The organism is Bacillus sp. FSL H8-0516 (assembly GCF_038635285.1).
GTDB classification, from domain to species: Bacteria; Bacillota; Bacilli; order Bacillales; family Bacillaceae; genus Bacillus; species Bacillus safensis.
Map to the genome: position 1 here is coordinate 835,696 of NZ_CP152051.1, position 12,601 is coordinate 848,296.

At 39.3% G+C, this 12,601-nt stretch carries 12 protein-coding genes and 1 other annotated feature; of the genes, 10 read left to right on the plus strand and 2 right to left on the minus strand.

What is annotated here, in order from left to right:
- Nucleotides 1-50 precede the first annotated feature (50 nt).
- Nucleotides 51-464, plus strand: a complete 414-nt coding sequence (locus MHB67_RS03905; protein ID WP_103132731.1) for a DUF6508 domain-containing protein — start codon at nucleotides 51-53, stop codon at nucleotides 462-464.
- Nucleotides 465-494: 30 nt separating this feature from the next.
- Here MHB67_RS03905 and MHB67_RS03910 read toward each other — a convergent pair whose 3' ends face one another.
- Nucleotides 495-1,379, minus strand: a complete 885-nt coding sequence (locus MHB67_RS03910) for a LysR family transcriptional regulator (protein ID WP_103132730.1) — start codon at nucleotides 1,377-1,379, stop codon at nucleotides 495-497.
- Nucleotides 1,380-1,490: 111 nt separating this feature from the next.
- Here MHB67_RS03910 and MHB67_RS03915 point away from each other — a divergent pair, with 111 nt between their 5' ends.
- The 9 genes from MHB67_RS03915 (at nucleotide 1,491) to MHB67_RS03955 (ending at nucleotide 11,022) form a co-directional block, all read left to right on the plus strand.
- On the plus strand, nucleotides 1,491-1,880 hold the full coding sequence (locus tag MHB67_RS03915; protein ID WP_073204333.1) for a tautomerase family protein: 390 nt from the start codon (nucleotides 1,491-1,493) through the stop codon (nucleotides 1,878-1,880).
- A 26-nt stretch (nucleotides 1,881-1,906) separates the two neighbouring features.
- Nucleotides 1,907-2,230 (plus strand): carboxymuconolactone decarboxylase family protein, encoded by a 324-nt coding sequence (locus MHB67_RS03920; protein ID WP_073204336.1) that lies wholly within the window; start codon nucleotides 1,907-1,909, stop codon nucleotides 2,228-2,230.
- 138 nt (nucleotides 2,231-2,368) lie between these two features.
- On the plus strand, nucleotides 2,369-3,196 hold the full coding sequence (locus MHB67_RS03925) for a MerR family transcriptional regulator (protein WP_073204339.1): 828 nt from the start codon (nucleotides 2,369-2,371) through the stop codon (nucleotides 3,194-3,196).
- Between the two features lie 26 nt (nucleotides 3,197-3,222).
- Nucleotides 3,223-4,410, plus strand: coding sequence for an MFS transporter (locus MHB67_RS03930; protein ID WP_103132729.1), 1,188 nt, complete (start codon nucleotides 3,223-3,225; stop codon nucleotides 4,408-4,410).
- A 226-nt stretch (nucleotides 4,411-4,636) separates the two neighbouring features.
- A complete protein-coding gene (locus MHB67_RS03935; RefSeq protein WP_342492802.1) occupies nucleotides 4,637-5,818 on the plus strand; it encodes a DUF1835 domain-containing protein in 1,182 nt (393 codons plus the stop codon).
- 74 nt (nucleotides 5,819-5,892) lie between these two features.
- Nucleotides 5,893-6,117 (plus strand) — a binding site (T-box leader).
- 313 nt (nucleotides 6,118-6,430) lie between these two features.
- Nucleotides 6,431-8,353 carry a threonine--tRNA ligase gene (thrS, locus tag MHB67_RS03940; protein ID WP_103132727.1) on the plus strand — a complete coding sequence of 641 codons (1,923 nt, stop codon included), beginning with the start codon at nucleotides 6,431-6,433 and terminating at the stop codon, nucleotides 8,351-8,353.
- A gap of 173 nt (nucleotides 8,354-8,526) precedes the next feature.
- Nucleotides 8,527-9,093, plus strand: a complete 567-nt coding sequence (locus tag MHB67_RS03945; protein ID WP_103132726.1) for a hypothetical protein — start codon at nucleotides 8,527-8,529, stop codon at nucleotides 9,091-9,093.
- A gap of 23 nt (nucleotides 9,094-9,116) precedes the next feature.
- Nucleotides 9,117-10,400, plus strand: coding sequence for a hypothetical protein (locus tag MHB67_RS03950; RefSeq protein ID WP_342492803.1), 1,284 nt, complete (start codon nucleotides 9,117-9,119; stop codon nucleotides 10,398-10,400).
- A gap of 340 nt (nucleotides 10,401-10,740) precedes the next feature.
- Nucleotides 10,741-11,022 (plus strand): hypothetical protein, encoded by a 282-nt coding sequence (locus MHB67_RS03955; protein WP_024425245.1) that lies wholly within the window; start codon nucleotides 10,741-10,743, stop codon nucleotides 11,020-11,022.
- A gap of 55 nt (nucleotides 11,023-11,077) precedes the next feature.
- Here the strand turns inward: MHB67_RS03955 and MHB67_RS03960 are convergent, their stop codons facing one another.
- Nucleotides 11,078-12,586, minus strand: coding sequence for a helix-turn-helix domain-containing protein (locus MHB67_RS03960; RefSeq protein ID WP_056767742.1), 1,509 nt, complete (start codon nucleotides 12,584-12,586; stop codon nucleotides 11,078-11,080).
- Nucleotides 12,587-12,601: the final 15 nt, after the last annotated feature.

Consider the following 12,601-nt stretch of genomic DNA (forward strand, 5'->3'; position numbering starts at 1 on the left):
ATAATATTGTTAGGCTTGAAAACATTCTAAAAAAATAGAGGAGGATAACGATGAGTCAATTCGAGATTCTAACAAAATACATACCGATGCTTCAGGAGGATCGTATAGGAGAATGGGTGATCGACCAAGAAAATGATGGAACAGCTGAACGCCCAATCCAGATGCCTTTTGTGCATTATTCTGAAACGGTCCAACGCTTTATCGAAGATGTCTATATCTTTGCGGAACAACATAAAGAGCTGGAGCTTATCCGCTACAGAGAAATCCTCAAAGAAAATGGCATTGAAGGTGGATTGAACGATATCGAGAATGTGGACCTCTCAAATTTAAATGCGCAATGTATACTTGCCCTTATCATGGGAGTGGTGAGTGCTGAGCGGTTTTGCGATGGTGCCATATTGGGTTCTTTTAAAAGTGGAGCCATCTTAAAATGGCTTGAAAGATTGAAAAACCTAGATGTATGACATCTAGGTTTTTTTATTTCTGAAACGAGATTATGAGTATGTGAATTGCTCCACTTCTTGACGAAATTGATCAAGCAGCAGCTGCTTGGTGTTTTCCAGAGAGAGATGGGGTTCCTTATGAGTTAAGATTCCTATTGGGATAAAAGGGTCTTCCATTTCTATTGGAACTTTAACAAATTCGTCTGATAATGGGGTAGAAGAAAGCACCACCCCGACGGAAGGAAACGCCTTTAGAAATGATGGAATCGCTGAAATCTGGCTGATGGTGTAAGTGAACGGCTCGACATTTATTCTTGAGAGTTCCTTTTGTAATTTCATGTGATATAAACAACTTTCCCCGCCAATAATCAAAGGCTGTTCATAAAGATCCTTGATCAATGAAATCGGTCCGACTTGATCTGCCTGCTGTTTTGCGATAATAAAAGACATTTCCTCCTTGTACAACTCCTCAAACGGAAGTGTATTCATCACAGGTTCCCCTGCAACGGCAAAATCAATCTCACCCTTGAGCAGAAGCTTGTGAAGAAAGTCTGTATTACCAATGATAAAGTGGCATGTGATATTCGGTTTTTGCCTCCTGAATGTTTGAAGGACGGAAGGAAGAATAGTGGCAGCAATTGGTTCTATGACGCCTATATTCAAGGTTCCGATTTCTTCTTTTTGGAGTTTTTGTGATTGCTCTAATACAAAATGCCAATGGAGTATCAGCTGATCAATCTCTTTGGCAAACAATTGTCCTGAAGGGGTTAATTCAGCCTCCCATCCTCTTACAAACAATTGAAATCCTAACTCCTTCTCTAATCGTTTGATCTGATTCGTTATGGTTGACTGTGCATAATTCAATTTTTGAGCGGCTTTTGAGAATGTCCCTTCCTGAATGATGGCTTGAAATGCTTTTAACTCTTTTAAGTCCATTTCTAATAATCTCCATTCATTTTATGAATACAATTTTATATATTATTCAATTATATAAAACAAGTATTGGGATGTAAAATGAATGTAAACAGAAAAAAGGAGATGACATTCATGCCATTTGTAAAAGTCAGCTATATGGAAAATGCGTACGATACAGAAAGCTTAGCTTCTGTTAGCCAAACGATCATGAAGGCGCTGATGAAAGAATTTCAAGTTCCTAAAAAAGACTACTTTCAGGTATTCAGTTCACATAAGAAAGAAGAATTTTTTTATAATCCCCATTATCTTCTTCGTCATGAAAGAGATCATCGTCTTTTATATATCCAAATTACATGTGGTCCAGGAAGAACCGACGGGCAGAAGCAGTCTTTATATAAGGAAATAGCTGACCAGTTGTATTGCCAGCTTCATATCTCGAAAGAAAATGTATTCATTATGCTGTATGAGACAGGGTTGGAGAATTGGTCCTTTGGAGAAGGACTTGCGCAGATGATCAAGTAACAGAACGAATGAAAGGGGAAATAGCTATGCATCAACCAATCAAGCCAACTGTAAAATTCACTCTCGGAGATTTTGCCCCAGCATTTGTTGAGTATTCAGAAAAAGTTCTCTTTGGAGATTTGTGGAGGAGAGAGGAACTCTCTCTTAGAGATCGTAGTCTGATTACATTATCAGCCTTAGTAAGTACGGGCAGCCTGAATCAGCTGGAATACCATTTACATCTTGCCAAAGAAAATGGTGTCACGAAGAACGAATTGATTGAAGTCATCACTCATCTTAGTTTTTATATCGGATGGCCTAAAGCAGCTTCAGCACTAGAAGCGGCTAAACATATTTTGGAGGACGAATAAAGTTCATCAAACAACGTGCCCTATTTGAAATAGGGCTTTTTATATGCAATAAATTGAATTTTAAAATCTCCTGTTGACTTTCCCCTTTACTGAAAGGTTTATACTTTGATCAGATTAACAAATCGGAGGAGATGCAGGATGTTTAAAATCGGTGATTTTTCTATGTTAAGTAAAGTCCCTGTCAAAACCTTAAGGTATTATGACCAGATTGATTTATTAAAGCCTAAGCAGATCGATCAAGATTCCGGATACCGGTATTATTCAGCTGAGCAGCTGCTTGAGGTCAATCGGATTTTTCTGTACAAGGAATTAGGTTTTACGTTAAAGCAAATGGGTCAGCTTCTTCGTGAAGATATTTCTGTCGAGCAGATTCAGGGCATGTTTCTCTTGAAAGAGAGTGAAATTCAGCAATTGATCGAGAGAGAACAACAGAAATTAGCGCGTATTAAGGAGCGGATGCACCTCATCAAACGAGAGGGGTGTGTTGAAAAAGCGCAGGAGGTCATCATCAAATCGGTTGAAAGTAAACGCATCATGTCTTTTCAATCCAACGGAACTGTTGACGAAATCCCAACATTCTTTCAAACGTTTCATCATTTGTTACATAAACATCCGCAAGAATTGAACTCTGAGCCGCAAATCGTGTTGTGGAGGGAATCACCTGCTCAAGAAAGTGAGTTCGAATTTGAGGTTGGTTATTCCGCGAAAGCGTTAAGGGGCTCTCTTCCTCAGGGAATTACGATGCGCACGTTACCAGCTGAAGAAACCTTGGCGACGCTCTTATTTCATTCAGATTCTCCATTTGCACAATCTGCTTGTGTTGATCTGGCGACATGGATTGAACATAACGGATACCGCGTGAAAGAAGATCAGCCGGGCCGAGAGATTTATTACCCGTTGGCTGAAAATGAAGAAGGCAGACTCATTGAAATTCAAATTCCTATAAAAAATGAAGTCAAATCGTAAACATTGTCCAAAGGAGAAAAGCCACGATGAAAAATAAAGCCGTTGTCTATTTACTTGCTTTAGCAGCCTTTTTAATTGGAACGATCGAATATATCATTACAGGCATTATCCAGATGGTCGCAGATGATTTACAGGTCACGACATCTGCTACTGGATTATTGGTCACGTCATTAGCGCTCTCAGCAGCAATCGGCGCGCCGATTGTCATTGCACTGACCATCAATATCGACCGTAGAAAAATATTATCATGGATGCTGATCATTTTTGCTTTAAGTAATATCATCACAAGTGTCAGCCATTCGTTTGAAATGGTGCTGATGACTAGGGTTTTACAAGGAATTAGTGGGGGAACGGCCATTGTGGTGGCAATGGCAGTGGCCACTCGTCTTGTCGAACGAGAAAAAAGAGGAACAGCGATTGGCATCATTTTAATGGGATTAAGCAGTTCCTTAGTTTTAGGTGTGCCAATCGGGACATTTCTAAGCAGCATGATTGGATGGAAAGCATTATTTGCAGCCATTGGATTGATCACGCTCATTCCGATGATAGTTGTGTATAGGCGCATCCCTTCTATAAAAGAACAAGAACCGGTGACGCTAGGTATGCAATTATCGATATTAAAAGATAAGAGAATTTTGCTTGCAGTGGCAGTGACACTCTTTTATGTAGGCGGATATTCCACTTTATTTACCTATTTAACGCCCTTCCTGCAAGAATCAGCAAACCTTAGCATCACAGAAATCAGTGGTATTTTATTACTAGCGGGAATATGCAGCTTTTTGGGCTCCAGTCTTGGAGGGGTTGCAGCAGATAAAAAAGGCCCAACATTCACGATTTTCTCCGGAATTATTCTACAAATCATCATGCTGATGCTGCTGGCATTTGTGACAGGGAATCTCGTGGTCATGGTGGCGGTGATCATGATATGGATGATTGCTACATGGAGCACATCGCCAGCTCAGCAGCTGTATCTCGTCACACTTGTACCCAAATCTCCTGATATCGCATTAAGTGTCAATACATCGTTTATTCAATTCGGTTTTGCTTTAGGCTCGGGGTTAGGAGGGCTTGTATTGAGCAGGACATCTATACTGCACCTGAGCTGGATCAGCGCTGGAACGGTTCTTCTTGCTTTACTCATGACCATCTTGATGGTGGCGTTTGACCGAATCTCTCAGCAGAAGAGTTTGAAGGTGATGGAGCAAGGAAGGTAACATATTCAGTTTTGTATTGTGGGAACTACTTCTTTCGGGTAGTTCCTTGGCCCAGTTTCGTAGGGTTTTTTTATAAAAATTCTTATCTCTTTAGTTCTGCTTTATTACTTCTGTAAATACCTGATCTCCTTGTCATACTTTTGAATGAAATTGACTCAATAGAATTGACGCAAGAACCATGAATAGGTGAAGATGAAATAAACTGTAAGATAAAGGGAGACGAATAATGATACATATCATATTTGGGGCGGCAGCTGCCGGTAGTTTAAAACAAGCAGTACGTGAAATGAAGCAAGATCAAATAGATGATATCATCGCTTTTGATGATATTTATTCGATTGGACCACTTCTACATTTACACGAAGATGAAGGACAAGCGAACCGTATAGAGTGGCTGCGTAACGTGATGTCAAATGAATATGGCTATTTTGACGACATGGTCAACGATCAGCACAGAATGCTTCAGCAAATAAAAGAAATAAAAGCTGGCAGTCGTATACTTCTCTGGACAGGAAGTAATGCCCATGAGCAAATTGGCTTGCGATATGCCGTCTATTTATTAAAAGAGAAAAGCATAGAATTGTCAGTAATCAATACAACGACAGCATTTGATCAGCTGTTCAATACTAATACAAGAAGAATGGATATTCGACATTCCGGGGAAATCACATCTGAAAAATTGAAGGTTTTGTACAGAAGTAAAGAGCATATTCACCCAGTGTCAACAGAAGAAAGAGAAAGATTACAAAATGATTGGCTTTCATTTGCTAAAGAAAATCATACGCTGCGGATATGGCAAAAAGGACAAACGATCAGCGTACCAGAAGATGAATTTGATGCTTATTTAGTGAAAATGGCTAAGCGGCTTCATCAGTCCGCGCCAGAAGAGGAGTACATCGTAACTCCACGCTTAATAGGAGAAGTCATTGGTCATTTAGATCAGTATATCGGCGATGATTTTATTGAATATCGACTGAAGACATTAATTGATCAAGGGATTTTTGACATGAAAGGAAAACGAACTTCCATGCGTTATTACTCGTTTAAACTGACAGAGTTCGGTCAGCACTTCAAAAAATGGGTGTGCTGTCGAGAGTTTAAGGATCATCCCTTTGTGAAAATTGAAGGAGATTACGGTGAACCTTTTCAGTGTGGGTATTGCGAATGTCATTTAGAAAGAGATGATGTACCAATGAGTGATACTCTTTTCTCAAAGATATGGAATTGGAACATACAGTATGGCCGCTGGTTTGACGAAGAAACCGATGATTTGCTGCCAAATGGCGTAGACATGGAAAGGAAGTTCAATCAAGAAGGAGAGCGTATCACTGAAGAAGTGAAACGAGCCTTATCTCCTGCGTTTCAAATTGAATACAGCCCAAGTGAATACGCGCAATATTACATTTAAAGAATGAATTTTCTTATCACTGTACAAAATAATCCTTTACACAATCCATCATCATCATGTAAGATATGGAGAAATTAAAAGCGAAGAAAAGGACATGAGCAATTTTTTACTGGTTACCAGAGAGGGAAGTGACGCTGAAATCTTCCTAACACAGAAAAGTTGTCTTACCACCTTTGAGCTGTATTGGGGAAATCACAGTATCCAATATCGTTTACGCCACGTTACGGCACCAGAGCCATAAAGCGAATACGCATTATGGGAATTTGGGTGGAACCACGGATATCACATTCGTCCCTTTATGAGGGATGGGTGTTTTTTTTTGTACACTCATATAGGATCATTGCTTTGAAAAGGACATGAGCAGCTTTTACGGTTACCAGAGAGGGAAGTCACGCTGAAATCTTCCTAACGCAGAAAAGCGGTCTTACCACCTTTGAGCTGTATTGGGGAAAATTGCAGTATCCAATACCGTCAATGCCACGTTACGGCACCAGAGCCATAAAGCGAATACGCATTATGGGAATTTGGGTGGAACCACGGATTACACATTCGTCCCTTTACGCGGGATGGATGTGTTTTTTTATTTCAAAAAATAGGAAAGGTGTGTCGGTTATGAGAGAAAACATGGTGAAGATTCAATTTCCGGATGGAAAGATAAAGGAGTTTCCCGCAGGTACGACTGTCGCAGATGTTGCCTCCCATATTAGTCCGAGCTTAAGAAAAAAAGCAGTGGCAGGTAAGGTCAATGATCAAATGGTTGATTTAAGTGAGCAGCTATACAGCGATGTTCGGCTGTCTATTGTCACACTAGATTCAAAAGAAGGGCTTGAAGTGATGCGCCATACATCTGCCCACGTATTAGCCCAGGCTGTGAAAAGGTTATATAACAATGTCACACTGGGGATCGGACCGGTCATTGAAAACCGATTTTACTATGATATGAAGCTCAATCAATCATTAAGCGTAGAGGATTTAGCAGAAATTGAAAAAGAGATGAAAAACATCATAAATGAGAATCATCCTATCCAAAGAAAGGAAGTCTCTTACAAAGAAGCTGAAGCGCTGTTTGCACATGATCCATATAAGCTGGATATTTTAAAAGATTTACCCTCTCAAGAAGCCATCACAGTTTATCAGCAAGGAGAATTTGTAGATTTATGCCGCGGGCCGCATGTACCTTCTACAGGGTACGTAAAGTCATTTAAACTAACACGTGTTGCAGGGGCTTATTGGCGGGGAGACAGTCATCAGGATGTCTTGCAGCGAGTGTATGGTGTGGCGTTTCAACACCCAAAGCATCTCGCTGAGTATCTTCATTTCATGGAAGAAGCAAATAAACGTGATCACCGGAAATTAGGGAAACAGCTATCCCTCTTTATGTTTTCAGAAGAAGCGCCAGGTATGCCGTTTTATTTACCAAAAGGACAGATTGTCAGAAATGAATTAATGGCCTTTTCAAGAGAAGTGCGAGGCAAAGCGCAATATGAAGAAGTGAGTACACCGTTTATGATGAACCAAGAGCTTTGGGAAAAGTCAGGGCACTGGGATCATTATCATGAAAATATGTATTTCTCAGAAGTAGACCATACAAGCTTTGCTTTAAAACCGATGAACTGTCCAGGGCATATGCTTATGTTCAAAAACAGCTTATATTCATACAGAGACCTCCCGATCAGAATGGCTGAGTTTGGTCAGGTGCATCGTCATGAATTTAGCGGAGCGTTAAACGGATTGTTCAGGGTCAGAACATTTTGCCAAGATGATGCCCATATTTTTTTAAGAGAAGATCAAATCGAAGCTGAAATCAAACGAATTTTCCAATTAGTTGATCATGTGTATCGGACATTTGGATTTGAGTATTCAGTCGAGCTATCCACTCGTCCAGAAAAAGCCTTAGGGGATGACGCCATTTGGGATATATCCGAAACAGCACTAAAAAATGTGCTTGATCGTCTAAAGGTCGACTACCAGCTGAATGAAGGAGATGGCGCATTTTATGGTCCAAAGATCGATTTTCATATTAAAGATGCCTTGCAGCGGAGCCATCAGTGCGCCACAATTCAGCTGGATTTCCAAATGCCAGAGAAATTTGGTTTAACATATATCAACGAAAAAAATGAAAAGGTTCGGCCAGTTGTGATTCACAGTGCCATTTTTGGTTCTCTAGATCGTTTCCTAGGTATTCTCATCGAGCATTTTGCAGGCGCTTTCCCATTATGGCTAGCACCGGTACAAGTGCAAATCATCCCTGTCTCAACTGTTCACCTTGATCACTGCTTAGAGGTGCAGCAGCAATTAAGAAGTATAGGAATAAGAGCCACAATCGATGAGCGGAATGAAAAACTTGGCTATAAAATGAGAGAAGCACAAATGCAAAAAATCCCTTATATCGCGGTCATCGGCGATAAAGAAATGGAAGACAACACACTAAATATTAGACAGCACGGAGAAAAGACGTCAAAAAAGCTGTCTATTGAGGACTTTAAACACATGGCTGCTAAGCAAATCAAAGACAGATCGGCTGCTCAGATATGATGTGATGATTTTATGAAGAAGGATCAGACGTTCATTGAATGATGGGCGTCTTTTCATTTGCGAAAAAAGCCGAATTGACAGTAGAAAGGGAAAATATTGAAACATTTTTTCGTTAAAACCGTAATAGAGATAGAGCGCTCAACAGGAACCTTTAAAACGGAGAGGAGTATTGCATGGAACAAGCTGCCCTGAAAAAGATGAGATCGAAACAAGTAGTTACCTCTAATTTACTATTCGGCATGGTGATCTTGATTTTTTTTATTTTGATTCAAAATGTTGAAATTCAATTTACATATTTCTTTCTTTGTTTAGGAATCTTCATGCTCCTTCAAGGTATTTACGGCTTGATTAAAAAAGGATCAACAAAGTCTATCATTCCCATATTTGAGCAGGTAGCCATTTATGAAAAAGAGAAATTGGGAAAAGAGTGGGAGAAAGAACAAAGAGTGGAGAATATTTGGAAATTGATATTGAGCGGGCTAATGTTCTTCCAATCATTTAGTTTTCAAACGATGCAAGATCCATTTTTTCATATAGAACCTAATTTTCTCATTTTCTTATTTGTTATGGCTCTAGCCATTATCAATATAAGCATGCTTTTTCGCTTTAGAAAAATTGACCGGTCGACTGAAGGCGAATTAACAGGCTATACAAAAGAGTCAAATATAATGGCAATAGCTTTAGGGTTCTTAACTGTAATCATCATTTTCATCTTTATCGTCATTTTTCTTCTTCCATAAAACAGAATTTTGAGGTGAAACAAATGAATGCAAACATTCAACAACTGATCGATCAGACAAAGGCGAAATTTGGTTTAGATCTTTACTATTTAAAAAGACACAGTTTTCATCGCTACGTCAATATGTTCAATGAAACGGTTTATACATTGAATATGGAATGGTTCCCCTCTCATGAAGCTGAACCCGAGGACGATGATCTAAACCCGGACGGCACAGCTGTGATTGACGTGAACTTAAATACAGGCCAGATTGAAACGGTCATTTTTGTCATGGACAAAACCTTCGCGAAGAATGGTGTCACATTTAAGAGGCCTTATCCAGCTCATGTCATTCAATGGATCGAACAAGAAACAGGGTTGGTCTATGGTGAGCATTTTCATATGCATCAAAAGGAGAAAGGGGAACTTTTTTTCGAAGAAGCAATAGATGGTGTGAAAGTGACGCCTTCAGGCAGAATCGAAGTGAAATGGGATGAACATGGGCAGCTCATTCACTATATACATCGAGGGCCATTTATGGCAAAAGAACGACTAAGAACTGAAGAATATGTGCTTTCCATTGATAGGATCGAGAATTTAGCTCAGCAGCAAGTGCAGCGGTTTGATTGGCCATCCTTCGAGCAGAATCGAATCCGCCCTATATATGCGTTAGAAGAAATTTATATCAAGAACGATGGAACAGGAACGATACCGTTTGAAATTGGGCGTGAAGAAACGCATTGTATCCACATGAATCAGGTCATGGAGTGGAATGAACCGTCAAACAAAGCTTTTGAAAAAAAGGAAATCGATATAAACGAGGACATTACTGCTGAACAAGCCTTCTCACTGGAGCCTTCGCCGGATACATTCCCGATCTCAAAAGAAGAGCAGGCTGATTGTATCAAAGCGGTTCGAACCTTTTTGGCGCAAAAATATTCAAAGGATACAGGGAAGTGGGTGCTAAAAACACTCCACCGCGATCATGGCTACATCGAAGCGATATTAAAAACGAATGAGCAAGAAGGCTGTGGTTTTATGGATAAGATCAAGGTCTTCATTGATGCCAGCACTTTTGAAGCCATTAATTACATAGATAAAAAAGAGATGTTTCAAGTATGCGGGATACTCAATCCATCTCAATCAGCTAGTGAAATCACCATGTCTCAGAAAGAAGCCTTTGAAACATTGAAAGAACGCCTCGAACTTACACCCATCTACGTCTATGACGATGTGCAAAAACAATATGTTTTATGCGGCAAGCTTGACTGTCATGATGGCGTTGATGCAGTGAGCGGCGAAGTATTCTCTTTGACAGACCTTTCATAACTTCTAAAAGAACAGTGAGCAGCTGTTCTTTTTTGTTCCATTTTCCTCTTTTTAGAATAAAAATGGAATTTTGTAGAAGGAAGTTGTCGATTCATCACGAAAGAAACAGATAAGAATATGATCATAGGTCCATCGGTTGGAATTCGTATTTCATATAGTATACGTCATACATATTGAAAACCCATTGCAGTAAAGTTGATCTACAAATCTTTTAGAAGAAAAATGAAATCATGTCTCTAGTAGTAGCGAAAATAGGCGGACTAAGATCATAGGATGAGTTGAACATGTTTGTTTTAGGTAAGCTTAAAGCTATAAATAGAAGAAAGTGAGGATATCTAACTTGAGTACATTGGAAGTGTTTCGTCAGTTTTTGGTTGACCATTATCCTGCGTTACAAGATGAGCTTTGGCTAAAAGATGTTGATACCCTTCGAATCTCTCCTATTCTTCATCCTTTTCTGAAAAGCAAGCTGCCAGAAGGAATCGAAAAATTCACTTGTGTCCTATTCACGCAGCAGACAGATCAAACCGCTGCACCGCTCAAAGTCTACCTTTTATTAGATGAATATGAGCAATCGCTTTACGCCATTGATTTGATGAATGAACAAATAGCGCTTCATTAATACAGAAGCAAAAAAGCTGCTTGAGAGAGCTCCTCAGCAGCTTTTCTTGTGAATATTAGTTTGTCATATCAACCAATCTTGAGTGCAAGTTGTCCACTTCTTTCTTTGTTGGAAAAGAGCTGATCAGCAGCGTAGACCGTCCTAATTGATTAGGAAGCTCAGTATCGGTCACAACCATATCAATCCCAAGTTGATCCATTGTCAGTTCATTTAATGTATTTTCTGGACTTGTGAAAATATGAATGAGAGGAGGCAATCTTAATTTAATTAAATCCGCAATAAACAAACTATGATTATAACCTAATGTTGAAATGACAAAAATGTTCAACACGTTTCTCCGATCCATTTCCAAATGAACAAGCCCCCTCCAGTTAGAAGTAATGATACGAATCAATTCTCGTTCATTTTTCACAAAAGAAGCAAGTATATCGTCTGTTTTTAACTCTTGGATGATATGAGTAATCCTCGAATAGAAGTAAGGAAGCTGTTTTTTTACCTCTGATAAATACCTCGATTTCTTTTTGAAAAGGAATCCATCTCTTACGGTAATTTCCCTAGAATACACATAATATTGGAGCAGAATCAGTGTCATCGCCTTGCGATTAGCCACCTCTTGATGAAAAATCAACTCCAATTGATTGATAAAGGAATGAATGGCTTCGAAGAGGTGTGGTGTATGCGATTGAAAGAACGTCAATTTTTCTTCGACAGTTTCAATTGATTTATAATGGCCAATAGCTGGTTCAATCAATAGTAAAAAGACAAATTCGTGACGATCCAAAGTAACACCAAAAGTGTCCTTTGTCATTTGGCAAACGTGTTCTTCTAAGTTTTTGATTTGTTTATAGATACCTTTAGCTGTAGATGTTTGTTTTTCCTGATCCATTGAGTACCTATAATTGCGTCGTATGGTAAAATTTTTCCTCACTCGGTGTATGGAAACGGCGAGCCATAGGCAAAATTTATCTATAGCCACATCAGGAAGATTGACTTCGAGCACCTGAAATAGCTTTTGTAAAAAATCAACTGCATCTTGCTTTTGAATATCTTCGAATGGCCAAAGCCTGCTTCCATACACTTCAAACAAAAATTCCACAAAAAATTGACGAATCTCCTTCTCATTTCCATGGAACTGCATACTATCTGGTCGTAACTCAATGTCATACGAGATAAGAAGCGAATTGATTTTATGAATGGTGTTATACAATGTGGATCTACTGATATTCAGCGTGTCCATCCATTCATAGAAAGACCTGTTTTGTTCAAAGAAAACGCCGTCAATCAATCGAATTTCAATCGTATCTTTTAGAATTTCTTTGATATAGTAGTCGACTCGTATCGTCTGTGTATAACAAATGGATATGCCTTGTCTTGGCTTTATGTGGATTAACGGCTCTCCGTTCTCTGTTTGGAACGACTTCATTTGTTCTAAATCGCTTTGAATCGCACGAACCGAGCCGATATTTTCATTCGATATCTCTTGAAGGCTCCACCACTTATCTTTTGATACAAGCAGTTTTAAAATTTTTATCCATCTCTTTGATTTATTATCAATGAGCTCCATTAAACAACTAACTCC